We start from the raw sequence: 24969 nt of genomic DNA, 5'->3' as shown, positions 1-24969 counted from the left end.
CTTTTAAATACGAATTTGTATGCCTTGATCTTTTAAAAATAGTTTTAATTCTTTAATATCTATAAGTTTTTTATGAAACACTGAAGCTGCTAAAGCTCCATCAACACCAAGTTTAAAAGCGTCCAAAAAATGCTCCTTAGCTCCTGCACCACCACTTGCTACCAAAGGCACAGGGCAAATTTGTCTAACTTTGGCAAGTTGATCAAGATCATAGCCCTTTCTCATGCCATCTTGATTCATCATATTTAGCACGATTTCACCAGCTCCTAGCTCACATACTTGCTTTACCCATTCTAGTGTTTTTTTACCACTATGATGAGATTTGCTCTCATCTCCGGTATATTTATAGACTAAAAGCTCGCCATTTTCATCTTTAAACGAGTCTATGCCCACGACTACACATTGCACACCAAAATTTTTAGCAAGACGCTCAATCAAATTTGGATCATTCAAAGCAGGAGAATTGATAGAAATTTTATCGGCTCCATTTGCTAAAAGATCTTTTGCGTCATCTTCGCTTTTTATACCTCCTGCAACACAAAATGGTATGGAGATATTTTGTGCTATTTTGCTTACCCAAGCTCTATTAATACGCTCATTTTTAGCTGAAGCTCCTATGTCGTAAAATACAAGCTCATCAATGCCATTTTGTGAGTAAAATTTAGCAAGCTCTATAACATCTCCCATATCTTCATGGTTTTTAAACTGCACACCTTTAACCACTCTACCATCTTTTACATCTAAACATGCAATTATGCGTTTTGTAAGCATTTATTCCTCCAAAATACATTTTTCTTTAAGGTATTTTTGCATTTGTTCATCGTTCTTAATCTCATCGAATTTTGCATGAATTTTTACTTCCATACCAACTTTTATTTGTTTATTAATATCATCAATAAATTCTTTAAAATTTTCATTTTTTTCTACAAGCATATCTATAGTTTGTATATCTAACTCTTTTTCTTTTGCACTAAGAAGAATTTTTGAGTTTAAAATATCTTCGCTATCAAGCTTTATCACACCTATGCCAAAACTTTGATTGAGCCTTCTAAGCTCACTTAAAACCTCACTATCTATTTCTTTTAATACTACCAAATAACCTTCATTTGCCCAACTAGAATTGCTAACAGCCTGAAAATAATACTCTTTTAAATTTGAAAAATTAATACCAATTTTTAGTTCAAAAGAAAATATTTTGTAGCTATTTTGCTTAAGGCTTTCCAAAAGCCCTAGCGTTTCTTTTCGATAATCATCATAAGGAAAATAAACTCCTACTACATCAGGATAATTCCATTTATCTTTACCACTTTCACTTTTTTTACTTTTTTCATGGTAGATAGTTTTACAATTTAATCGAAAATCAGAATTTTCATACAAGTATTTTACAAGCAAAGGATGCAAGTCTCTTTCATGAAATTTGTTTTTTTCTTGTTTTTCCAATTCTTTTTCAATTTGATTTGAAAAATCAATATTTAAAAGCTCACTTTGCCTTTCTCTCAACCAAAATGTAGTGGGTTTTTGAGAAGCTTTAATACAATCAATCTTACCAGTAAGCAAACGATTCCAAAGCGTTTGAGTTGGAGTTTGTCCTATACTAGTGAGTTTTTTATCCAAACCCTTGTTGCAAGCCTCCTTCCAAATTTCACTCACCCCTAAAGGTTTTTTAGCATGCTTTAAAACTTCTAAAATCAATTCTTTGTAAGTCAATTTGTTAGACACTCTATTGCCTCCTTAATGCTAAATTTTCCATCAAGCAAGGCTTTGCCTGTGATGATCCCACTTACTATGCCTTTTAAATCGATAAAATCTTGCAAACTTGCCACGCCACCACTTGCTTGGACTTGCAAATTTGGAAATTTTTCATGCAAAGCTTTGTATAAAGCTATATTTGTTCCACTCATCGTACCATCTTTGGAAATATCAGTGCATAAAATATGTGTGATGTTTTGATAAAAATTTAAAACATCAAACAAAGTTTCATCACTAGTTTTGCTCCACGCATCAGTGGCTACAAAAAATTCATCATTTATACAAATACTATCTAAAGCCAAAACTAGCTTTTGCGTGCCAAATTCTTGCAAAAATGTTTCGGTAAGCTTTTTATCTTTAATAGCTAAAGAGCCTATAACCACGCGTTTAACTCCACTATCAAGCAAAGCTTTAACCTCATCTTTGGTGCGTATGCCTCCGCCTACTTGCAAATTTACTTTGACATTTAAGGCTAATTTTTCTATGAGTTGTAATTGCCTTTTGTTAGGATCTTTTGCACCATCTAAATCCACCAAATGAAGCCATGATATGCCTTGTGCTTCATACTCTTGAAATTTAGTCAAAGGATCATAATCATACTCTTGTTTTTTAGTATAATCACCTTTATAAAGTCTTACTACTTTGCCATCTATTAAGTCTAATGCTGGGATGATTTGAGTTTGCATTTTTACCTACATATTTATGAAATTTTTTAATAATACTTCACCCGCTTCGCCGCTTCTTTCAGGGTGAAACTGCACGCCATAAAAATTGTCTTTGTTTAAACTTGCACTAAATTGAATAGAGTACTCACACTCTGCGATGGTGTATTCATTTAAACTCACACAATAACTATGCACAAAATAAAAATAAGCCCCATTCAAGCCTTTAAAAAGCTCATGGGTGCTTGATACTTGATTCCACCCCATATGAGGAAAAGTAAAATTTGCTTTTTCTTGGAATTTTTGTGTATCAAAAGGCATAATACCAAGTGTTTTTTGGTGTAATTCTTCTGAAAATTTACCCAAAATTTGCATACCAAGACAAATACCTAAAAGTGGTTTTGTAGTGGTTTGGATAAAATTTTCTAAATTGAGTGCTTGTAAATTTTCCATCGCCTTAGCTGCGGTGCCAACCCCTGGTAGTAAAAGCTTATCTGCTTGTGATAATTCTTTTAAATCATGCGTGATGATACTTTTTTGCCCTAAACGCTCAAGTGCAAAAGCAAGTGAAGCTAAATTCGCACAACCTGTATCTATAATAGCTAGTTTCATATCAAAGCCCCTCTTGAAATAAATTTGCTTTTGTTAAAACTTTCAAATCGTTAATCTTGTTTTTAATCATTTGAAAATTTTTCTCTAACTCTATTTTACGATTTACAGAAATTTTAATAAATTCATCTTCTTTTTCAAAACCTATAAATTTTCTATTTAATAAATTGGCTGCAATCCCTGTAGTCGAACTTCCACTAAATGGATCGCAAATTAACGAATTTTCATTACTTGCCATTAAAATTAATCTAACAAGTAAGGGTAATGGCTTTTGGGTAGGGTGTTTGCCATTATTTTTTTCCCACGGAGCTATAGCGCTAAATTGCCACACATCTCGCATTTGCTTATTATCATTTAATTTTTTCATCAACTCATAATTAAATATATGTTTGTGTTTAGAACTTTTTCTAGCCCATATAATCTGTTCTGTAGAATGAGTTAAATATCTACAAGAAAAATTAGGCGGTGGGTTAGTTTTTTGCCAAGTAATAATATTTAAAATTTTAAAATCAAGTTTTTGTAAAATTCTACCAAGAGAAAAAATATTATGATAAGTTCCACTTATTAAAATACTTCCGGTATCTTTAAGTGCTATTTTTGCATTTGAAAGCCATTTTAAGTTAAATTCATCTATTTTTTCAATATCATCACCTTTGTCCCATTGCCCCTTATTTACACTTACTATTTTACCGCTTTGGATGCTCAAACCATCATTAGATAAAAAATAAGGAGGATCTGCAAAGATTAGATCGATTTGATTTTCAAATTGAGGCAATAATTTATTACAATCATTTTGATAAAGCTGAAAAAGTTTATCTTTACTTGTAAAAATAGACTTAGACATTTTTTACCTTTAAGATAAAATCATTAATATTAGATAAATTATAAATTTCTACTTTTTTATAAGCTTCTTCAAGTTTATTTTTAGCTTTTAACCAGCCTTGACCATCTGTTATCCATATGAATTCATATTGAGAAAACCGATCAAATTTAGGAGCTAGTTCTTGATAAGCTCTAGCAACTTCATTTAATTTACTTCCTGCACCTGCATAAAAATTACATTCTATAAAATAAGTTTTTTTAGAAGCAAAGATTACAAAATCAAATTTTTTTATATCTTCACCAAAAGCTTTATGAAGTTCAGGAAATTTTTTAATATTTACCTGCTCTTCAAATTTTAAACAATGTGGAATAAAAATTTCTTTTAATTGCATTTCCATTATTTTACCACTACGATTTTTTCTCGCATTAGTATCAAGCCCCACTTCTATTCCGAATACATAATCATTTAAATTTTTAATCTCATGAGTAGAAAAAATTTCTAACAAGCCTGTTTCGCAAATAAAATTATAAACACTATCTGAATTTTTAAAATACCCCTCCAAAGATACAAAATTTGAAAATTGATTTATAACAATATCCCTTTTATCTTTATCTCTAACCGCAATTAATACATTTAAAACATTAAAAGCTTTTGGATATTCTTCAAAAAGTTCTTCTATGGATTGTCTTAATTCACTTTCACTTTTTCCTAGCAGAAAATTTAAATGATTAAGGTAGATACTAATTTTATTTTTATTTCTTAAGCATTTTTCCCAATCTACATAAAAATCTAAATGTCTATTTGTAACTTGCAAACTATTTATAAATTTTTCAAAACCAAGTTTATTTTTCATATCATCCCTTTAGAGCTTGCTAGGTTTTCGTTTTCTGTTTTTATGGCCATTTTTAAAGCTCTTGCAAAGGCTTTAAAAAGTCCTTCGGCTTTGTGATGATCGTTTTTACCCTTAACTTTTAAATGCAAACTAGCCCCCATAGCATAGCTTAATGAGTAGAAAAAATGCTCTATCATTTCTGCGCTAAGTTCTCCTAGCTTTTCTTTTTTAAATTTAGCCTTATAAACTAAATGTGGTCTATTGCAAAAGTCAATCGCACAACTTGCCAAGCACTCATCCATAGGCAAAACAAAACCATATCTTGCAATACCTATTTTTTGATCAAGTGCTATTTTGATAGCCTCACCCAAAACAAGTGCCACATCTTCTACGCTATGGTGCTCATCAACTTCTAAATCTCCTTTGCATTTTATCTCTAAAGATATATTTGCATGTGTAGCAATTTGCTCTAACATATGATCAAAAAATGCGATATTTGTTTTTATATCAGCTTTTGCCTTTTCATTAAAAGCTATTTTAACTTGAATTTGGGTTTCTTTTGTATTACGCTCTATACAAGCACTGCGGTAATTTTGCAAGATAAAATCAGCGATTTGCTCCCAGTTAAAGTCGTTTTTATCATATTTTAAACCTTGAATTTCAAGATTTTGTGCTAAGATCATGTCGCTGTCTCTATCACCTATGACAAAACTTTTATTTTTATCGTAAAGTTTGTTTTTGATATAGTTTTCAAGCATAGCAGTTTTTGGTTTCCTACAAGCACAATTTTCATGCTCAAAATGCGGGCATATAAAAATATCTTCAAATTCTATGCCACAACTTTGAAAAACACTTAGCATTTTTTCATGAGCTTTGTCAAAATTTTCCCTAGGAAAAGAATTTGTACCTAAGCCATCTTGATTACTTACCATAACAAATTTAAAACCAAAATTTTTTAATTTTAGTAGTGCATTGATGGCGCCTTTTTCAAACTCAAGCTTTTCCAAAGAATCAATTTGAAAATCATCTTTTGGTTCATCTATAAGTGTACCATCTCTATCTATAAATAAAATTTTTACACTCATTTTAAGCTTTCTAATCTTAAACTCACGGCATTTTTATGCCCATCAAGCCCTTCAGCTGCTGCTAAAATTTCTACCACAGGGCCAAGCTTTTTAAAACCTTCTTTGCTAAGTTCTTGCACACTCATTCTTTTCATAAAATCAGCAAGCCCTAATGAAGAATAAGACTTGGTAAAACCATAAGTTGGTAATACATGATTTGTCCCACTTGCATAATCTCCCATAGATTCTGGAGAATACTCACCTAAAAATACCGAACCTGCATGCATGATATCATCAAGCAAACTGGACGGATCTTGCGTGTGTATGATCAAATGTTCTGGTGCATAATCATTTGAAATACTTATAGCATGTTTAATATCTTTTGCAAGAATGATTTTAGAGTGTGCTAAAGATTTTGCAGCAATTTCTTTACGCGAGAGTTTTTCAAGCTGTGAAGAAACTTCACTATCTACTTCTTTGGCTAGTCTTTCACTTGTACAAACTAAAATCGCTTGAGAATCTGCTCCGTGTTCAGCCTGTGAAAGCAAGTCTGATGCTATAAATTTAGCATTAGCAAATTCATCTGCTAAAACCAACACTTCAGAAGGACCTGCTTGCATATCAATAGCTACCCCATGATTATTAACTTGCTTTTTAGCTTCAGTTACAAAGGTATTTCCTGGGCCAAAAATTTTATCTACTTTTTGCACACTTTGCGTTCCATAAGCAAGTGCTGCTATAGCTCCTGCTCCACCTATTTGATACACTGCATCAACTTCACAAAGTTTTGCCACAAAAGCAATAGCAGGATGAAGTGGTGCTGGGGAAGCTAAGGCTATGAATTTGCATTTTGCTATTTTAGCAGGGATAGCTAGCATAAGTGCAGTGGAAAAAAGCGGTGCTAAGCCTCCTGGTATATAAAGCCCTACTTTCTCAATGGCTCTTGTTAGCACTTTGCAAGTTACCCCTTCAAAGGTTTGAATCTCTATGGTTTGGCTTTCTTGTGCTTTGTGGAATTTATAGATATTTTCATAGGCTATTTTAATAGCTTGTTTTAACTCATCATCAATTTGCTCTGCTAAATTACTAAGTTCTTCATCGCTTAGCTTAATGGAATTTAACTCTACTTTATCAAATTTTACAGCCATTTGTTTTAAAGCTTCATCGCCATTTGTTTTAACATCTTCAATGATTTGTTCTACTATGGTTTTAACCTGCGCATTAGCACTTATAGCAGGACGCTTGAGTGCTAATTCTTGTTCGGTTTTGTTTAGTTTTTCAAAATCAAGTATTTGCATGTTTATCCTTTATGAGAGCATTTTTTCAATAGGTAAAACCAAAATAGCACTTGCACCTTCTTTTTTCAAAGCTTCCATAGTTTCCCAAAATAAATTTTCTTGGCTAACCATATGTAGCGCCACTCTAGCTTTATCATTTTCCAAAGGTAAAATCGTAGGTTTTTCAACACCTGGCAATAAAGCCGTAATTTTTTCTAGCTTTTCAACAGGAGCATGAAGCATGATGTATTTTGACTCTCTTGCTTGCATAACTCCATGAATTCTGATAAGTAATTTATCAATTAATTCTTGTTTATATGAAACTAAGCTTTCTTTTCTTTGGATAATGCAAGCTTTTGACTTATAAATCACCATAACTTCTTTAAGTCCGTTTGCTTTTAAAGTAGCACCACTTGAAACCAAATCACAAATTCCATCGGCTAAATTTGCACTTGGTGCTACTTCAACTGAGCCTGTTAACATACAAGTTTTATAAGGGATGTTATTTTCTTCCATAAAACGCTTTAAAAGCTGTGGATAAGAAGTTGCTATGCGTAAATTTTTAAAACTTTCTATACCTTTATACTCACTATTTTCTGGCAATGCTAAAGACAGGCGACACCCACCAAAATCAAGCTTTTTAAGCATTATAAAATCTGCGTTTTCGTTTTTTGATTTTCTTTCTAACTCATTTTCTTCTAAAACATTTTCTCCAACTATGCCAAGATCTACTACTCCATCAAAAATTAACCCTGGTATATCATCATCTCTTACTCTAAGTAAATCAATAGGTAAATTTGTAGAAAAAGCAATCAAACTTTGATCGTGTATGCGAAGTTTTACACCTATGGACTCAAGCAAGACAATAGAATCTTTACTTAGACGACCTGATTTTTGTATAGCTATGCGTAATCTTGAATTTTCTTGCATTTTTTTCCTTTTTTGTAGTTAAAAAGATTAATAGTAGCAAAAAATGGATAAAAATACAAAAAAATATAAATAAAAAAGAAGGGTTTTTAGCCTTTAAAAAGGCTAAAAATTAGGCTACAAATTCAATGAAAGCCATTTCTGCAGCATCGCCACGGCGAATTCTTGTTTTAATAATTCTTGTATAACCACCATTTCTATCTGCAAATTTAGGTGCGATTTCTGTTACAAGTTTATTTGTAGCTTCTTTATCTTGTAAATTTGCAAAAACTGCTCTGTGAGCATTAAAATCACCTTTTCTTGCACGAGTGATCAATCTTTCAACATAACCTCTTAATTCTTTTGCCTTAGGTAATGTTGTTTCTATTTTACCTGCTTTAATAATAGCAATGGTAAGGTTTTTTAATAAGGCTGCACGATGAGTAGAAGTGCGACCTAACTTTCTATATCCATGTCTATGTCTCATTGATTATCCTTCATTTTGCGCTTTTAATTCAATAATTTTTTTCTTTAGCGTTTCTTTTGCACTATCACTGAGTTTTGAATTTCCTATAGGAAAACCTATAGATTCCATTACGCTTTTAATCTCATCTAAAGATTTTTTACCTAGATTTTTTAAATCTGCAAGTTCGCTAACACTCATTAAAGCAAGCTCACCAATATAAACTACATTTGCTTTTTCTAAGCAGTTAAAACTTCTTGCGCTTAAATTTAACTCAGTTATATTTTGAAGTAATTTTACATGTTCTACTTCATTATTTGGTGTTTGACTTCTTACAACGCTTTGAGCATTGGCAATCTTATCAAACACTGATAATTGTTTATACATTGCTTCTAAAGCATTTTTAAAAGCATCACTTGGTGAAATTTGACCATCAGTTGTGATTGTAAAAACAACTTTTTCATAATCTGGATTATCTTCAAAAAGCACTTTTTCTATATCATAAACTGCATGTTTTACCGGAGTAAAAAATGCATCAAGTGCTATAAATTCAGGATCTAAGAAATTTTGCACTTCTTCAGAAGGCACATAACCTATACCTTTTTCAATGATTAAAGTAAATTCCAAATCTGCATCTTCATTAATCGTTGCAAGGTAGCTATCTGCGTTCACAACTTCAACAACTTCATTGTCTAAGTCTTTTCCACAAATTTCTTTTGGTCCTTTAAAACTAAAAGTTACGATTTCTTTTTCAGAATTTGTTTTTAGTTTAAATCTTAATTTTTTTAGATTGATAATAAACAATGCCACATCTTCAAGCATACCACGCATACTATCAAATTCATGTGCTACGCCTTTGATTTTAACCCCTGTTGGAGCAAAACCTACTGTGCTTGAATAAAGCAAACGACGCAAAGGATGCGCCAAAGTAATAGCATAGCCAATTTCAAAAGGCCATGCACTTACTTTTGCCACTGTATCACTGATATTTTCAATACTAAACTCTGTTGGTGTATAAGCAGAAGTTGTAATATGTCTCATATCAAAAACCTTTATTATTTAGAGTACAACTCAACGATATATCTTTCCTCAACTGGAATGATAACTTCTTCTCTTTCAGGCTTTCTTGTAAAAATTCCAAATCTTTTATCTTTTTCTACATCAACCCAAGCAACTATACCAGTTTGAGCAGTAAGCTCGATCGCTCTTGAAATTTGAGGATTGTTTTTACTTTTTTCAATCACTTCAATTTTTTGACCTGCTTCTACTCTATAACTAGGAATATCCACTCTTTTGCCATTTACTAAAATGTGTCCATGAGTTACAAGTTGTCTAGCAAAACGGCGTGTCGTAGCAAAACCCATTCTATAAACAACATTATCTAGTCTTTGTTCCAAAAGCTGGATTAAAAGTGCACCGGTATTACCGTCTTTTCTAGCAGCTTCACTAAATAATCTTCTAAATTGTTTTTCGCTAACTCCATACATAAATTTAGCTTTTTGTTTTTCTCTTAACTGAAGTCCGTATTCGCTGATTTTTGCTTTTCTTTGTCCATGTTGACCTGGCGCGTAAGGGCGTTTATCTAAAGCACTTTTACCTGCTAATCTTCTTTCGCCTTTCATTGCCAAGCTTACGCCAAGTCGTCTTTCTAATTTCTCTACTGGTCCTCTATATCTTGCCATTATAATTCTCCTAAATCTTATATCTTATTCTTAGACACGACGACGTTTTGGTGGTCTACAACCATTGTGAGCTAATGGAGTAATATCTTTTAAGAAAGTTACTTTAATACCTTCCATAGCACCTACACTCTTAACCGCTGTCTCACGACCACTTCCTGGTCCTTGTACTTTGATACCAACTTCTTTGATACCATGTTCTTTTGCTTTACTTAAAGCATCTTCAACTGCTTGTTGTGCTGCATAAGGAGTTGATTTTTTAGAACCTTTAAAGCCTAAACCACCTGCACTACTCCAAGCGATAGCATTTCCCATTTCATCAGTTACAGTAACCATAGTATTATTAAATGTTGCACTGATATAAACTATACCTTTAGCTATATTTTTTTTAACTACTTTTTTCTTTACTACTTTTCTTTTTGCCATTTTCTATCCTTATGATTTTGCACCAACGGTTTTTCTCTTACCTTTTCTAGTTCTGGCATTTGTTTTTGTTTTTTGACCACGAACTGGTAAGCCTTTTCTATGTCTTAAGCCTCTAAAGCTTCCTAGATCCATCAATGCTTTGATATCCATAGCAACTTGTTTTCTAAGATCACCCTCAACCATATAGTTTTCTTGAATTTCTTTACGGATAGCTGCTGCTTCATCTTCACTTAACTCGTGAACTCTTTTATCATAAGAAATTCCGGTTTTATCTAAGATTTTTCTTGAAGTATGTAAGCCTATACCATAAATATAAGTCAAACCATATTCAATTCTTTTTTTCTTTGGTAAATCCACACCTGCAATACGAGCCATAAATTATCCTTGTCTTTGTTTGTGTTTTGGATTTTCGCAAATAATGCGAACTACGCCTTTACGACGAACTACTTTGCACTTGTCACACATCTTTTTAACAGATGGTCTAACTTTCATGCTTTTCTCCTGTTATTGTAAATTCCACTTTTTTACAACTGCACCAGGTTTTTAGAGCAACCAACTATTTTCAAAATAAGTGGTGATTTTGAAAATACTTCTTCATACAGTTTTATTGCAATTTCTGCAAAAGTGCTAATTATATCTTACTTTTGCTTTCAAACAACTTAGACTTATTTGTATCTAAATGTAATACGTCCCTTATCAAGACTATAAGGTGTTAGCTCTACTTTAACTCGATCACCAGGCATAATCCTGATATAATGCATACGCATTTTACCCGCAATGTGACAAAGTATCACATGTTTATTGTCTAATTCAACTTTAAAAGTTGCATTAGGTAAAGCTTCGATTACATTACCATCGATTTCGATAATATCATCTTTTGCCAATGCTTTTCTCCTTTCTATAAAATACAAAGCTAATATTTTATCACAATTTTTCTTTTAAATTTTTAATATTTTTTACTATTAATTATAAAAATTACTAAAAAAAGAAAATATTTAAATGCTAAAAACTTTAAAAAAGAAAAGACTATAAAACTATCCTTATCTTCTTTTGGCAGAATTTTATGATTTTTGCTAATTATATTTCAAGAAATTTTTTCTAAGTAGGATGAGTGATTTTGGAAACTTTTAAATACCTATGGGATAGTGTTTTGCAGCAGATTATTTAGCTAGACCACTTGGTGGTATAGTTATGACTCATTTTAGCGATAAATTAGGTCGTAAAAATGTTTATATTAAGTATATTACTCATGGTAATTCCAACTTTTTTAGCTTTTATATCTACTTTTGAAAGCATAGATTATCTAACTCCGGTGTTTTTATTACTTGATTAAAATAGCTCAATGTATAGCCATAAACTGGGGATTTCCTAGAGTTTGGTTTTTACAAAAAAGCATGTGCTAGATGGAAGAGATGACTTTTAATTAGTACTATTAATACTTCTATAGCATTTGGAATTCTTCTAAGATGTGTTGTTTCATTGGTAATTAATCATTATTTTGATCAAAAATCAATTTATAATTATGCTTAGCATATTCCATTTGCAATAGGTGGAATTTTTGGCATTATTTTTCTATATCTTAGAAAATTTCTAGAAGAAACGCCTATTTTTCAAAAAATGTATCAAGAAAATGATTTAGAAAAATTCCTACTAAAAACACTTTTTTTAAAAAAATATTTTTTAGATATCTTTGCTTTTATGCTTTTAACATGGATGCTTACAGTTTGTATGATGATGCTTATTTACTTATGCCAAAATTTATTCCAGAAACTCTAGCTCTTAAAAAACAGATGCTATTTTAATACAAATGATTACAATAGTGATTTTATCTTGCGGAACTTTGCTTACTGGAATTTGGGTAGATATATTTGGTTTTTTTAACCACTAGTTTAATATTTACAATAAGTTTTAGCTTTTTTTACTTTTTTTATGCGCAAATTTTGCATTTTAAGTATTTATTTTATCTTAATTGTGTGTTTTTTGGTGGTATTAATATCCTAGCACCTATTTTAATGTATAAAATCTTTAAATTAAGCATTCACTTTAGTGAAATATCTTTTTCTTGTAATATAGCTTGCGCCATAACAGGCAGTTTTACACCTTAACTTGTATTTATACTACGCTCTTTAGCTATAAAACTTGAAAATCCTTTTATTTATGGAATTTTTATTTATATTTATTTTATCTTTAATAACACTTTTAGCCACTTTATTAATTTATAAAATATTTAATATTTTGATGTTAAAATTAATAAAAATTATAAGGAAAATGATTATGAAAATTTTTACTATTTTAATATTTTCTTTACTGCCACTTTTTGCACTTGAAATGATTACGCCTATACCAGAAAGCATACCCTATGATAAAGAAAAAGCTATTTTAGGAAAAAAACTTTATATGGATACAAATTTATCAAAAGACAAAAAAGTATCGTGCAATACCTGTCATAGTATTGATAATTTTGGTGTTGATAATGAAAGATTCTCGGCAGGTATAAGTAATATCGCGGAAGGGCCTTTTAATACGCCAACAAATTTTAATGCTATTTTTAATTTGTCACAATTTTGGAGAGGTAATGCCAAAGATCTAAAAGAACAGGCCAAAGGTCCTATATTAAACCCCAAAGAAATGGGTTTAAAAAGTGGCGATGAAGCTGTTTTAATCGTTAAAAACAATCCATCTTACAGAAAAGATTTTGAAAAAATATATGGAGAAATAACTTTTGATAATATAGCAGATGCTATAGCTGAATTCCAAAAAACCCTACTAACCCCTAATTCACCTTTTGATCGCTTTTTAAAGGGTGATAAAAATGCCATTAGTGAACAAGCTAAAAGAGGATATAATGCCTTTTTATCAAATGGTTGTATCGCTTGTCATCAAGGACAAAATATAGGTGGAAATATGTACCAAAAAATGGGGGTTTTTGTGCCTTATGACAATGAAACTAATTGGCAAGGACGCTACGAGATCACTAAAGATCCACATGATAAATTTGTAGTCAAAGTACCAAGTCTTAGAAATATAGCCAAAACCGCACCTTATTTTCATGATGGCTCCATGCCAACACTTGATGCTTGTGTGCAATTTATGGCATATTATCAACTAGGTAAATTTTTAGAACAAGATGTGGTTGATGATATCGTTGCCTTTTTGAATTCTTTAACAGGAGAATACCATGATCCACTCAAATAAAAAATCCTTTTCTTTTTTAAAACAATTTATTACTTTATCTGTAGTGGTTTCAATACTACTTTTAACTTTAACTTTATTTATTTTTAACACCTACAACACCACTAAAAGAAATTCACTCGTTATGGATTCTTTTCAAAAACTAGAAATTTTAGATACCAAAATAGATGAAATTTTTAAAAATAGACTGGATTTACAAAACTACGACATTAGCGTGGCATTAATTCAAGAATTTGAAAACACCTTAGCAATTTTAAAAACAAACAAAATAGACACAAAAAAACTTGAAGCTATTTTTCAGAATAAAAACACTCAACTACAACACTTTAAATCAGCCAATTCTATTGCTATTAATTCAAAACTATACCTTTATGAAATTCAACAAGAAATCATTAAAGCAACCAACAAAATAGCGCTTAGCGCACAAGAAGCAAAACAAATTGATGCTACAGGAAGTATTTTAAGCATTATAGGAACTATGGATATTTTAGAACCATTGGTTCAAAATAGACTGCAAGACTTGATATCGAGCCTAAATGTAGAAAATTCTCAACTCCCACAAGAATTATTTGAACTTTTTAGTACGCATTGTAAAATGATACTCAATCAAGCTAAAATCTTAAAAGAAAATTCTCAAAGTCATTTTGATCAAGAACTTCAAAAAGAAATCATTGCTTATAAAAATACCGTTGCTGAAACAATCAACCTCAACAATAAGTACAATTTATACATTGCAATAGGAATTTTTATATTTACCTTGATTGTATTGGTGTTTTTTATATCACTTACCTTAAAAAAAGTGATCATACCTATTTCTTTACTAGAAAAACTTAGTTCTAACTTAGCCGGAGAACATGCTAATTTAAATGCGAGATTAGACATTGATAAAAAAAGTGAATTAGCTATAAGTGCGGCCTACATCAACTCTTTTATACAAACTGTGCAAAATTCTGTATTAGAAGCAATACAAACTGCTAACTCAAGCCATGCTAGCTCTCAAAAGCTTTCTAAAAATGCTGAAGTATTACAACAAAGCTCTCTTTTGCAGCATGAGCAAATTTCCAATGTATATAAAATCGGATCTGTTTTAGAAAGCCATATTGATTTAACTCAAAATCTTGCAAAAGATACTATCAAAGACATGTATGATATGCAAGAAGTAATGGCAAAAGTTGAAAGTACATTAAAAGAACTAGTAGAGTTAATTTTACTAAGCGGAGAAAAAGAACAAAGTGTTTTAAGTGCTATGGATATACTAGTACAAAGTGCTGATAGTATCGTAGAAGTTACAGCGACTATCAAAGATATCGCAGATCAAACTAATCTACTTGCATTAAATGCTGCTATTGAAGCTGCACGTGCTGGTGAACATGGTAGAGGATTTGCTGTTGTTGCTGATGAAGTTAGAAATCTAGCCGAAAAAACTACAAAATCATTAATAGCTATAGAAACTACCGTAAAAACCATCGTGCAACAAATCAGCGACAATAAAAGCTTAATGGATGGCATTCATCAATCCATGAGTGACACCTCAAGCAAAGCAAATATTTTACAAGGTGAAGTGGGTACTTCCATAGAGAAGTTAAAAACAAGTATTCGTTCTACACAAATTATGGAAGAAAAAAGCGATGAATCAAAAGCTAAAATGAATGAATTAGAACAAAATATAGAAAAAGTAACAGAACTTGCAAACTGCGTGAAAAACTACTCTCTTGAATTAACCCAAATTTCACAAGGTGTGTTAGAAGATGCTTCAAAGCTTTCAAAAAAGCTAAAAACATTTGAGTAAGAAAGTAAAACTTTCTTACTTAGATAAAATATCTGCCTTTCCATTGATAATCGCAACACAATGCTCATAATGCGCTGCATTTAGACCATCTTTACTTCCTGCCTCCCAGTTGCCTTTTAAATGTACTGGCGTACCATCTTTTTGGCACACCATAGGCTCTATACAAAATACCATGCCATTTTTGATCTTTGGACCACTTTTTGCACTAGCACCTGGCTCTAGATAGTTTGGAATTTCGGGCTCTCCGTGTGGTTTTTTACCTATACCGTGTCCACAATAGCCCTTTAAAGGCACAAAACCTCTTTGAGCAATAAACTCTCCAAGTTCATAAGAAAGCTCTTTAAAACGCATACCTTCCTTTATAATATCTATAGCATAATACAAAGCATCTTTAGCACAAGCTATCAACGCCTCATCGGTGGCTGAAATTTTGCCTATAGGAATAGTTCTTGCCGCATCTCCATAATATCCATCTATGCATGTACCCACATCAAGTCCTAAAATATCACCTTCCTTTAAAATACGCTCATCGCCTATACCATGAATGCAAGCTTGATTAAGCGAAATGCAAATACTACCTGGAAAACCATACAACCCTTTAAATGATGGCTTTGCTCCGTGTTTTAGTATAAATTCTTCCGCTTTGATGTCAATTTCTTTTAAACTCATACCCGGCACAATAATGCTTTCTAGATAATCAAGCGTTCTAGCTACAAGCTCATTTGCCTTGCGTAATTTTTCTATTTCTGCTGGTTTTTTGATTTCTATCATTTAGTGTTTTCCTTAAAGTTTTTAAAAATTTAGCATTTATGGGCTTTTAAAAGCTTTAAGGATAAAACCTTAAGTTTTGCAACTTAAGGTTTTAACATACGCTTGTAAGATTAGTAGCTAAACCACCTAAGGAGGTTTCTTTGTATTTTGAGTTCATATCCTTGCCGGTTTCATACATAGTTTTTATAACCTCATCAAGACTTACTTTTGGTGTAGATTTTCTACTCATTGCCATTCTAGCAGCCGAAATAGCCTTAATCGCCCCAAAAGCATTTCTTTCTATACAAGGAATTTGCACTAGACCACTCACTGGATCACAAGTTAGCCCTAAATGGTGTTCCATTGCAATTTCTGCTGCATTGCATGCTATTTTTGCATCAAAACCCATTACAGTAGCCATAGCACCAGCTGCCATAGAACTTGCACTTCCAATTTCTGCTTGACAACCAGCTTCAGCACCACTGATACTTGCATTTTTCTTATAAAAAGAACCTATTAACATCGCAGCAAGCAAGAAGTTAATAGCTTTTTCATCATTGAACCCGACCGTGTGATTTTTAAGATAAAGCATAACAGCTGGTATAACCGCACAAGCTCCATTTGTTGGTGCAGTTACCACTCTTGCTCCACTTGCATTCTCTTCTGCTACTGCAATAGCATATAAAGAAATAAAATCAATAATCCCCAAAGGATCACTTGTCATCGCCAAACGCTCATTTAACCCTTTAGCACGGCGCTTTAGGTGCAAATCTCCTGGAAGAAAATCTAAACTTGGATGAATTCCATTATAATAAACCTCTTGCATCACTTCCCAAATTTCTAAACAATAAGCTCTAATTTCTTCCTTAGTGTGAAATTGAAGCTCATATTCATAAGAAAGTTTTGCCAAATCCCATGACTTTTCTTCACATAATTTTAAAGCATCGCTAGCATGATTAATATCAAGCTCTAATTTAGCATGTTTTTGCTCACTAGAACCATCTTTATGTTTTTGAAGCTCAGCTTCACTCATTACAAAACCACCACCCACTGAATAATAAATTTCTTCTGCGATAATTTCATTATCTTGACCATAAGCACTTGCCTTTAAGCCATTTTCATGCAAAGGTAAAAAATCTTTTTCAAAAATCAAGTCTTGATCATAATCAAAACTTAATTCTTTTTGGGCATTTAAAACCAAAATTTTATCTTGCAAAATTTTATTAAAAACACGATCTTGCAAAGCGGCATTTAACTCTTTTGCTTTTAAACCGCTTAAACCCCATATAATAGCTTTATCACTTAAATGGCCTTTGCCGGTTAATGACAAAGAACCATAAAGTCTGATTTGAATTTTTGTAATTTGCGTGATTTTATCTTTAATCTTTTCACAAAACATATTACCCGCTAACATTGGTCCTAAAGTATGAGAAGATGAAGGACCAACACCAACTTTAAATATACTTAAATTACTACTCATTCATTTACACCTTAAAAAGTATAAATTACAGTAATGATTGTCAAAATTCCTGTAATAAACACAAAAGCATCTAATGCTTTGTTTTGGAATTTTTTCATTTTAGAAACAGTATAAATTGCAATCATTGGCATTAAGAATAAAATCGCTGCGATAATTGGCCCACCTAAACTTTCAATGAAACCTAAAATACTTGGATTAATATAAGCAGTGACTAACATTACAATATACATTACTAAAGTTGAATAAACTGCGATTTTTTTCAAATCAGGATTTTCATTACCTGCTAACTTACAACATTTTCTCACTATACCATAAGCACCTTCTCTTGCACCAAAATAATGTCCAAAGAAAGAACTAGAAATTGCTAAAAATGCAATTAATGGACCACCGTAAGAAATGAAAGGATTGTCAAGTTTATTTGCAAAATAAGAAAGAACAGGTATATTTTGTGCTCTAGCCTCAGCAAGTTCTGCAGGAGTTAAAGAAAGCACACAAGATACAACAAAAAACATAACAAAAGCAAGCAACATTACAGAAGTTCTAAATAATACTTGATTTGCTTTTTGCACTGAATTATCAGTGTATTGTCTTTTCATACTCAAAGAAAAAGTAGAAATAGCTGGTGAGTGATTAAACGAAAATACTAAAACCGGTAAAGTTAGCCACACTATAGTGATAAATTCTTTTGTACCAGGAATAGCACTAAAACTTTCAAATGACCATTGTGGAATAAGATATAACGAAAACAAGAATAAAATAGCACACAAAGGATAAACCAACCATTCACATACCTTAGTGATAAGTTCTTCACTAAAAAGCATAATCAACATAAAAATACTCACCAAAACAAAAGCAAAAGCCGCTCTGTAAAAAGGAAGTAAATTAGCTATGGTTTTTCCTTGCTCATTAACACTTGTTTGATACATTGCACTAATTGCATTTGCAAGAGAACCATTTGGATCTAAAAGTGGTAAAAACTGATGATAAATAAAACTCTCAAAAGTATTTGTTATACCTACGCAATACGCTAAACAAATTGGGAAAATTGCAAAGAAATAAAGTACAGAAATAAAAATACTTACTTTTCTACCAAAATACTCTTCAGCCGCATGAGTAATGTCTTTATCATTACCATTTGCTTGACACACAAAACGACTTAAAGCCCTATGACTTAAATATACCATTGGGAAAATGATCAAAGCCATTACAACAACCGGCCAAAAGCCACCAACACCTGCTTTAATAGGTAAAAATAAAATCCCCGCACCAACTGCAGTCCCAAAAAGAGAAAGCATCCAACGCGTATCAAAAGAATTCCACTTAAGATTATCCACATTTTCTCCTTGTAAAAAATAATAAAAAAAGCTTTTACCTAAAAACTTTTTGTATTACTTTATAAATACACCTTAGAATAACTTGATATAATTTTTCTCTTTTATATAAAAACTACTTGCTTCATTTGAAAAATTCGGATTTCTTTGCAATTTTCTATCATAACAAACAAATCGCACATATCACCTAAAAATAAAGTCTAGCCTTTGCTAGCATTATTTTACTTGCATTTCATGCATATCCATAGAAAGTATTACAATACATTTTTATATAAAAATTCCAATCTTTAGCTTACTTAAAAGCAAAGACATAGCACCCCTTGAAATATTTTTATATTACTATAATAGAAAAAAATTAATTTTTCTTAAAATACATTGTATTTTTAATTGATATTAAAAATTTTAATAAATAATTATTAAAAAAATATTTTTTGAATATATTTTTATCTTAATAATAATATTTCAAATGCTAATTTTTCTATTTTTTGCAAAAGAAAATGAAAATTTAAAATAAAAAGTGTAAAAGCCACACATTTTAATCAAATAAACTTTTCTCAAAACACTTTAACATAAAGCTTTTACGGTGCAAAGGTGAATAACCAAATACTTTAATCTTTTCTATATGAGTTTTTGTACCATAACCTTTGTGTTTATCAAAATCATAATTATTATATAATTTAGAAAAATAACGCATTTTTTGATCACGGCTTACTTTGGCTAGTATGCTTGCAGCCGATACTTCTTGCACTTTCATATCAGCTTTGATCATAGTTTTTACACCTACTACACCATAGTTTAAATTGCCATCATATAAAATATCATCTTCACTAAAATGCTTTTTGATGATTTTTAAACCTAGTTGCAAGCATTGACTAAGTCCTAAGGTGTCAATTTGCAAAGGTGAAAAAGCAAGAATTAAAAAATTTGAATGTGCAAGGATTTGTCCATATAATTCCTCTCTTTTTTTTGCACTCAACTTCTTAGAATCAGTCAAACCATCAATATCTCCAAAAAGCTTACAAGCACTCAAATGCATATCTCCAGCTAATGCACCACGCCCAGCTTCATCTACTCCAACTAAAGCCATTATCTTTCCTTTATAATGCGATATTGTTCTACTAATTTTTCTAAAGTATAACTCATATTTGCTGGAGAACTTGAAGGGAGTTCTAAAAAGTCTTTATCTGGATAAAACTTAGCAAAATACTTACTTGCGATTTTTCCCAATACACAGATTTTTTCTATCTTTGCTTTTTTCAAAATGATATTAATATCATTTGCCTTTGCGTAAGAAATGGTTTTATCATCTGAATTTTTAATCTTACAACTTGCTATTACATCCCATAAAGCAATATGATGAGTTTTTAAAAATGCTTTTTGATCAGCTATAGTTTTCAACTCACAATCATATAAAATTTCAAAAATTCTCCAAAATCGGTTTTTATTGTGCTGATAGTAAAAATTTTCTTGTCTTGATTTTATAGAAGGAAAAGAACCTAAGATTAAAATTTTTGCGTTTTCATCAAAAAAAGGTTCAAAAGGATGAGTTAAAATCTGCATGTTTTAGCCTTGATAAAAATAAAATTATTTTATCATTTTTATCAAGGTTTTTAAAAATTATCCTAAAAATTCACGTTTAAAATACTCTTTTGGAGCTCTACACAAAGGACAGGCATTTGGTGCTTTTTTACCACGATGAATATGCCCACAAACTTCACATACCCATAATTCTTCTACATCTGAATTAAAGAAGTCTTCCTCTTCAAGCATTTTTTTAAGCGCTAAATACTCTCTTTCGTGTTCTATCTCTACCTTGCCTATAGCAGTGAATAATCTTGCGATATTTCTTTTACCCTCATCTTCTGCGATTTTTGCAAAATTAGGATACATTGTGGTATGTTCGTAATTTTCTCCATCTGCTGCACAGATTAAATTTTTTGCAGTTTCCTCTAAAGCTTTACCATCTACTAATTCATGGTATGCTTTAAATTCAGCTCTTGCGTGCCATTTTTCATTTTCCGCTGCTTCTTTAAAGTGTCTAGCAATAGCATGCCAACCTTCTTCTTGAGCAATATCAGCAAACAAATCATACTTATTTCTAGCCATAGATTCACCCGCAAAAGCTTTCATTAAATTAACCGCGGTCAAATCCTGAGTAATGCACTCCATTTCTTGACCACAACAGCTAAGCTTTCCACCACCTACATTTTGTACTTCTACTTCATTGCCACATTTTTGGCATTTATAACTTTCATATTGTTTCATTTAATATCCTTGTGATTAATTAGGTAAAATTTTGATTGAAAAATTCACCCAAATATCATTTTAAGTATTTGGGTGTTAAAGATTTTAGTATTTTAAGAAATATTCTTGAATTTTCTTAGGATCGCTTGTTTTAGTTAGAGCAAGCATTAATAATACTCTAGCTTTTTGAGGGCTCATATCGCCTGTATCAATAAAGCCAAGTTTTGCATCAATATCACTTACTGCAACTCTACCAGCTACTACACGTGAGCTTACCGCTACATTAAGTCCTTTTTTAAGCAATTCTTTTAACACATCTTTTTGATAATCATGAATACTACCAGCACCTGTTCCAGCTACAACTATACCTTTAGTTCCATTTTCAAACAAAGCTTTTGCTGCAACACCGCTGCCATCATTTGCATAACTATAAAGAATATCTACTTTTGGTAATTCTTTTAGCTTGCTAATATCAAATGGAGATTTTTTGGTGTGTAATTTTGTATTAGTATTATAGAAAAATACTTTTCCATCTACTATATAACCCATATCACCCATATCCGGTGAGCCAAATGCATTTACATTTAAACTATGAGTTTTCATAACGCCTCTAGCACTTTGAATTCTATCATTCATAGCCACCATTACACCTTTATTTTTTGCTTGTGGATTTGCTGCTAATGCTACAGCGTTGTAAAGATTTTTAGGACCATCTGCACTAATTGCAGTTGATGGGCGCATTGCACCAACTAAAACAACAGGTTTATCACTTTTTACAGTTAAATTTAGGAAATATGCAGTTTCTTCCATGGTATCAGTACCATGAGTAATCACAACTCCATCTACATCAGATTTTAAAATTCTATTAACTTCTTTAGCAAGTTTTAGCCAAATTTCATTTGTCATATCTTTACTATCAATATTAGCAATTTGTTCTCCACTGATTACTGCTAAATCTTGAATTTGAGGCACTGCTTTAATCAAAGTATCAACCCCCAAAACCCCAGCTGTATAACCTGTAGTTGCTACTGAACTATCAATCGAACCTGCAATAGTTCCACCTGTAGCTAAAATTGCAACTTTTGGTTTTGCTTCCAAAATTCCTGCTCCTAAACTTAGTGCCATGGCTGCACACATTAACATTTTTTTCATGTTAGTCCTTTCACTAGAAATGATAAAAATTATAATGCAACTATGTTTAAATAAAAATAAATTATTAATATAAAAAATACTTTAGTAAATATTCATTAATTAAAGCCATAAATTTGCAATTTTTTTTAGTTTTTCCACATCGCTCGAAGCATAAAAATCAATATTAGCTTCTTCTTGGATTGATGTTAAATTAAATTCTTTCTGTAATTGCAAAGCTATAGCTTCACCTGAATGAATAAGTTTTGTATTTTTACCAAAATATTCTGCCAAAGAATGAGCAATTAAAGGAAAATGAGTGCATGCTAAGATTAGGGCATTAGGATGAAATTTAAGCTTATTAAAATAATATTCAAAAGCAGCTTCTAAAAACTCTCCTTGAAAAATTCCTTCTTCAACCATTGGCACAAAAAGTCCAGTTGCTTTTTCTTCTACCTTCAAAAAACCTTCTTGCAATAAAGCTTGTTTATATGCATGAGAATTTACCGTAGCTTGTGTTGCAATGACTAATATATTAGAGTTTTTATCTTTTAAAGAATTTTTTACTGCTAAAACCCCTGCATCTATCACACCAAGAACTGGAAAAGGAGCATTAGCTCTTAAAATTTCTAAAGCATACGCACTGACTGTGTTACAAGCGATAATGAGCATATCAACTTTTTTTTCTTTGAAAAACTCTAAAGCTTCTAAAGAAAATTTGATGATGGTATCTTTATCTTTTACCCCATAAGGCACTCTTGCTGTATCGCCATAGTAGATGTATTCTTTAAAAAGTTTTGCATGAAGTAAAGATTTTAAAACGCTAAGACCACCTACACCGCTATCAAAAACGCCTAGTATCATTTTAAAACCCTTAAAAAGAGAAGAAAGTAGAAAAATCTACTTTCTTATAAGCCTACTGCACTTAAAGTTTGGTATTTATTCATATAAATTTGAGCTTCAATTTTTCTCATTGTATCTAGTGCAACTTGCACTACAATCAAAACAGAAGTTCCACCAAAATAAAAAGGCACACCAAATAGCTTTACAATCAGCCACGGCAATGTAGCTACAAGTCCTAAGTAAATAGAACCAGAAAGCGTTAATCTTGATGCTACCTCATTAAGATAATTCGCGGTTCCTTCACCTGGTCTAATACCTGGTATAAAACCACCTTGTCTTTTAAGATTTTCAGCTATATCTTTTGCGTTAAATACAATAGATGCATAAAAATAAGCAAAGAAAATAACAAGCAAAAACGTTAAAAAGTGAAAGAAAAATCCATTTGGATTTAAAAAGTCATAAATTTTTAACACATATTCGTTTGTACTTGTTTGTAAAATAGTACTTGGAAACATCAAAATCGCGCTCGCAAAAATAGGAGGAATAACACCACTTAAGTTGATCTTAATAGGTATATAATTCATAATACGCTTGTTTTGATTTTGCATGATTACTTTTCTTGAGTAAGAAATAGGAATTCTTCTCTCTCCAAGTTCTACTACTATAATAGCCCAAATAGTAAGTAAAATTACAACTAAAATGGCAATGATAGTCAAGAAATTCATCTCGCCTGTATTTACCAAATTTACTGTTCCACTAATTGCACCTGGAATTGTAGAAACAATACCACCAAAGATAATTAAAGAAATACCATTTCCTATACCACGTTGAGTGATTTGCTCACCTATCCACATTAAGAGCATAGTACCTGCAAGCATAGAAATAGCAGAAAGCGCAATGAAAGTGTTCATATCAATCATAATGGCTGATTGACCTGCTTTTCCGTGAAGACTTTGCAAGCCGATAGAAACACCTATACTTTGCACTAAAGTGATAGCTATAGTAGCATAACGAATGATTTGCATGTATTTTTGCATACCATCGCGTTCTTTTTTCATTTTTCCTATATTAGGAAAAGTTGCCGCTAAAAGCTCCATAATAATCGAAGCAGTAATATAAGGCATAATGCCTAGAGAGATGATACTAAGTCTTTCAGCAGCACCCCCACTAAACATATTAAACAAGCCTAATGCATTAGATGCATTAGAATCAAAAAATTCCTTGATAACACTGACATTAACCCCCGGAACTGGAACATAAGCTAGTATTCTATAAGCGAATAAAAAAGCTAATGTTATGAGAATTTTATTTGTCAATGTTTTATTCATTATTTTTGTCCGCTAAAAGTGATCTTCTCATCTTTGATTTTATTAGCAAGATCTTTAGCACTTGCTCCAATAAGCTTAACTTTGTTTACATTTTTTGAAAGCTTATGAATGCTATTGATTGTTTCAAATGTAATTTCGCTAAGCTCTTTGATCGCTGTGATTTTTTCAACATTAATCACATAAGGTTTTTCGAATTTAGAAGTAAAACCTACTTTTGGTAAACGTCTTTGAAGTGGTTGTTGACCCCCTTCAAAACCTCTTTTTTCATTATAACCTTTTCTAGCAGTTTGGCCTTTTCCACCTTTAGTAGAAGTTTTACCCATACCACTACCTTGACCACGGCCTATTCTTTTGGTTTTATGTGTTGAACCTGGTGCTTTTGTTAAATTCATTG

The 24969-nt window shown here is 31.6% G+C and carries 27 protein-coding genes and 2 pseudogenes; 3 read left to right on the top strand and 26 right to left on the bottom strand.

Translation table 11 applies throughout. The features are described from left to right. Positions 1 to 3 precede the first annotated feature (3 nt). The 16 genes from hisF to infA all read right to left on the bottom strand — a co-directional run bounded on the left by hisF (position 4) and on the right by infA (position 11374). Positions 4 to 771, bottom strand: a complete 768-nt coding sequence (gene hisF, locus CSUB8523_RS00540) for an imidazole glycerol phosphate synthase subunit HisF (protein WP_039662422.1) — start codon at positions 769 to 771, stop codon at positions 4 to 6. Further along, positions 772 to 1719, bottom strand: coding sequence for an HTH domain-containing protein (locus CSUB8523_RS00535; RefSeq protein WP_043019293.1), 948 nt, complete (start codon positions 1717 to 1719; stop codon positions 772 to 774). After that, positions 1704 to 2435 carry a 1-(5-phosphoribosyl)-5-[(5-phosphoribosylamino)methylideneamino] imidazole-4-carboxamide isomerase gene (locus tag CSUB8523_RS00530; protein ID WP_043019292.1) on the bottom strand — a complete coding sequence of 244 codons (732 nt, stop codon included), beginning with the start codon at positions 2433 to 2435 and terminating at the stop codon, positions 1704 to 1706. Before CSUB8523_RS00530 ends, CSUB8523_RS00535 begins: the two co-directional genes overlap by 16 nt. A 6-nt stretch (positions 2436 to 2441) precedes the next feature. After that, entirely contained in the window at positions 2442 to 3023 is a 582-nt protein-coding gene (gene hisH, locus CSUB8523_RS00525) for an imidazole glycerol phosphate synthase subunit HisH (RefSeq protein WP_039662416.1), read from the bottom strand. A 1-nt stretch (position 3024) separates the two neighbouring features. Continuing rightward, positions 3025 to 3864 carry a DNA-methyltransferase gene (locus CSUB8523_RS00520; RefSeq protein ID WP_043019291.1) on the bottom strand — a complete coding sequence of 280 codons (840 nt, stop codon included), beginning with the start codon at positions 3862 to 3864 and terminating at the stop codon, positions 3025 to 3027. Then, the gene (locus CSUB8523_RS00515) at positions 3857 to 4696 is read right to left on the bottom strand and encodes a type II restriction/modification enzyme (RefSeq protein WP_039662411.1); all 840 of its coding nucleotides are present in this window, start codon (positions 4694 to 4696) and stop codon (positions 3857 to 3859) included. Before CSUB8523_RS00515 ends, CSUB8523_RS00520 begins: the two co-directional genes overlap by 8 nt. Further along, the gene (gene hisB, locus CSUB8523_RS00510; protein WP_039662409.1) at positions 4693 to 5760 is read right to left on the bottom strand and encodes a bifunctional histidinol-phosphatase/imidazoleglycerol-phosphate dehydratase HisB; all 1068 of its coding nucleotides are present in this window, start codon (positions 5758 to 5760) and stop codon (positions 4693 to 4695) included. The genes CSUB8523_RS00515 and hisB overlap by 4 nt, the downstream gene beginning before the upstream one ends. Further along, complete coding sequence (locus CSUB8523_RS00505) at positions 5757 to 7037, bottom strand: histidinal dehydrogenase / histidinol dehydrogenase (protein ID WP_039662406.1); 1281 nt, start codon at positions 7035 to 7037, stop codon at positions 5757 to 5759. Before CSUB8523_RS00505 ends, hisB begins: the two co-directional genes overlap by 4 nt. Before the next feature lie 9 nt (positions 7038 to 7046). Next, complete coding sequence (gene hisG, locus CSUB8523_RS00500; RefSeq protein ID WP_043019290.1) at positions 7047 to 7946, bottom strand: ATP phosphoribosyltransferase; 900 nt, start codon at positions 7944 to 7946, stop codon at positions 7047 to 7049. Positions 7947 to 8055: 109 nt separating this feature from the next. Then, positions 8056 to 8409: a 50S ribosomal protein L17 gene (gene rplQ, locus CSUB8523_RS00495; protein ID WP_039662402.1), complete on the bottom strand. Its 354-nt coding sequence runs from the start codon at positions 8407 to 8409 to the stop codon at positions 8056 to 8058. 3 nt (positions 8410 to 8412) lie between these two features. Then, positions 8413 to 9426: a DNA-directed RNA polymerase subunit alpha gene (locus tag CSUB8523_RS00490; RefSeq protein WP_039662400.1), complete on the bottom strand. Its 1014-nt coding sequence runs from the start codon at positions 9424 to 9426 to the stop codon at positions 8413 to 8415. Positions 9427 to 9440: 14 nt separating this feature from the next. After that, entirely contained in the window at positions 9441 to 10067 is a 627-nt protein-coding gene (gene rpsD / locus CSUB8523_RS00485; protein WP_039617184.1) for a 30S ribosomal protein S4, read from the bottom strand. A gap of 30 nt (positions 10068 to 10097) precedes the next feature. Beyond that, positions 10098 to 10490 carry a 30S ribosomal protein S11 gene (gene rpsK, locus CSUB8523_RS00480; RefSeq protein ID WP_039662396.1) on the bottom strand — a complete coding sequence of 131 codons (393 nt, stop codon included), beginning with the start codon at positions 10488 to 10490 and terminating at the stop codon, positions 10098 to 10100. 9 nt (positions 10491 to 10499) lie between these two features. Beyond that, positions 10500 to 10865 carry a 30S ribosomal protein S13 gene (gene rpsM / locus CSUB8523_RS00475; protein WP_012660843.1) on the bottom strand — a complete coding sequence of 122 codons (366 nt, stop codon included), beginning with the start codon at positions 10863 to 10865 and terminating at the stop codon, positions 10500 to 10502. A gap of 3 nt (positions 10866 to 10868) precedes the next feature. Next, positions 10869 to 10982, bottom strand: coding sequence for a 50S ribosomal protein L36 (gene rpmJ / locus CSUB8523_RS09700; RefSeq protein ID WP_002781429.1), 114 nt, complete (start codon positions 10980 to 10982; stop codon positions 10869 to 10871). A gap of 173 nt (positions 10983 to 11155) precedes the next feature. Beyond that, on the bottom strand, positions 11156 to 11374 hold the full coding sequence (infA, locus tag CSUB8523_RS00470) for a translation initiation factor IF-1 (protein ID WP_012660842.1): 219 nt from the start codon (positions 11372 to 11374) through the stop codon (positions 11156 to 11158). Positions 11375 to 12761: 1387 nt separating this feature from the next. On the opposite strand from infA, the gene CSUB8523_RS00460 reads away from it, so the two are divergent. From CSUB8523_RS00460 to CSUB8523_RS10640, 3 genes and pseudogenes are all read left to right on the top strand, one after another. Further along, complete coding sequence (locus CSUB8523_RS00460; RefSeq protein ID WP_392389810.1) at positions 12762 to 13685, top strand: cytochrome-c peroxidase; 924 nt, start codon at positions 12762 to 12764, stop codon at positions 13683 to 13685. Then, positions 13669 to 14352: pseudogene (locus CSUB8523_RS10645) on the top strand (DAHL domain-containing protein); the annotation flags it as partial. The gene CSUB8523_RS00460 and the pseudogene CSUB8523_RS10645, both read left to right, overlap by 17 nt. Before the next feature lie 591 nt (positions 14353 to 14943). Then, a pseudogene (locus tag CSUB8523_RS10640) lies at positions 14944 to 15471 on the top strand (methyl-accepting chemotaxis protein); the annotation flags it as partial. Positions 15472 to 15486: 15 nt separating this feature from the next. Here CSUB8523_RS10640 and map read toward each other — a convergent pair. From map to rplO, 10 genes are all read right to left on the bottom strand, one after another. Next, positions 15487 to 16242, bottom strand: a complete 756-nt coding sequence (gene map / locus CSUB8523_RS00450) for a type I methionyl aminopeptidase (RefSeq protein ID WP_039662389.1) — start codon at positions 16240 to 16242, stop codon at positions 15487 to 15489. Between the two features lie 91 nt (positions 16243 to 16333). Continuing rightward, the gene (locus CSUB8523_RS00445; RefSeq protein ID WP_039662387.1) at positions 16334 to 17701 is read right to left on the bottom strand and encodes an L-serine ammonia-lyase; all 1368 of its coding nucleotides are present in this window, start codon (positions 17699 to 17701) and stop codon (positions 16334 to 16336) included. Positions 17702 to 17712: 11 nt separating this feature from the next. Further along, positions 17713 to 18996 (bottom strand): L-serine transporter, encoded by a 1284-nt coding sequence (locus tag CSUB8523_RS00440; protein WP_052243022.1) that lies wholly within the window; start codon positions 18994 to 18996, stop codon positions 17713 to 17715. A 571-nt stretch (positions 18997 to 19567) separates the two neighbouring features. Beyond that, complete coding sequence (locus tag CSUB8523_RS00435; protein ID WP_039662383.1) at positions 19568 to 20119, bottom strand: ribonuclease HII; 552 nt, start codon at positions 20117 to 20119, stop codon at positions 19568 to 19570. Continuing rightward, entirely contained in the window at positions 20119 to 20592 is a 474-nt protein-coding gene (locus tag CSUB8523_RS00430) for a DNA-deoxyinosine glycosylase (protein ID WP_039662382.1), read from the bottom strand. Before CSUB8523_RS00430 ends, CSUB8523_RS00435 begins: the two co-directional genes overlap by 1 nt. 57 nt (positions 20593 to 20649) lie before the next feature. Next, the gene (locus CSUB8523_RS00425; protein WP_039662379.1) at positions 20650 to 21297 is read right to left on the bottom strand and encodes a ferritin family protein; all 648 of its coding nucleotides are present in this window, start codon (positions 21295 to 21297) and stop codon (positions 20650 to 20652) included. An 84-nt stretch (positions 21298 to 21381) separates the two neighbouring features. Beyond that, a complete protein-coding gene (locus CSUB8523_RS00420; RefSeq protein WP_256378649.1) occupies positions 21382 to 22413 on the bottom strand; it encodes a type II asparaginase in 1032 nt (343 codons plus the stop codon). 114 nt (positions 22414 to 22527) lie between these two features. Further along, positions 22528 to 23268 (bottom strand): glutamate racemase, encoded by a 741-nt coding sequence (gene murI, locus CSUB8523_RS00415; RefSeq protein WP_039662377.1) that lies wholly within the window; start codon positions 23266 to 23268, stop codon positions 22528 to 22530. Positions 23269 to 23312: 44 nt separating this feature from the next. After that, positions 23313 to 24575: a preprotein translocase subunit SecY gene (gene secY / locus CSUB8523_RS00410; protein WP_039662375.1), complete on the bottom strand. Its 1263-nt coding sequence runs from the start codon at positions 24573 to 24575 to the stop codon at positions 23313 to 23315. Further along, positions 24575 to 24967, bottom strand: coding sequence for a 50S ribosomal protein L15 (gene rplO / locus CSUB8523_RS00405; protein WP_039662373.1), 393 nt, complete (start codon positions 24965 to 24967; stop codon positions 24575 to 24577). Before rplO ends, secY begins: the two co-directional genes overlap by 1 nt. Positions 24968 to 24969: the final 2 nt, after the last annotated feature.

It is taken from the genome of Campylobacter subantarcticus LMG 24377 (assembly GCF_000816305.1).
Taxonomy (GTDB): domain Bacteria; phylum Campylobacterota; class Campylobacteria; order Campylobacterales; family Campylobacteraceae; genus Campylobacter_D; species Campylobacter_D subantarcticus.
The sequence above is the reverse complement of the archived record's forward strand: the minus strand, read 5'-3'. Positions and strand labels throughout refer to the sequence as shown.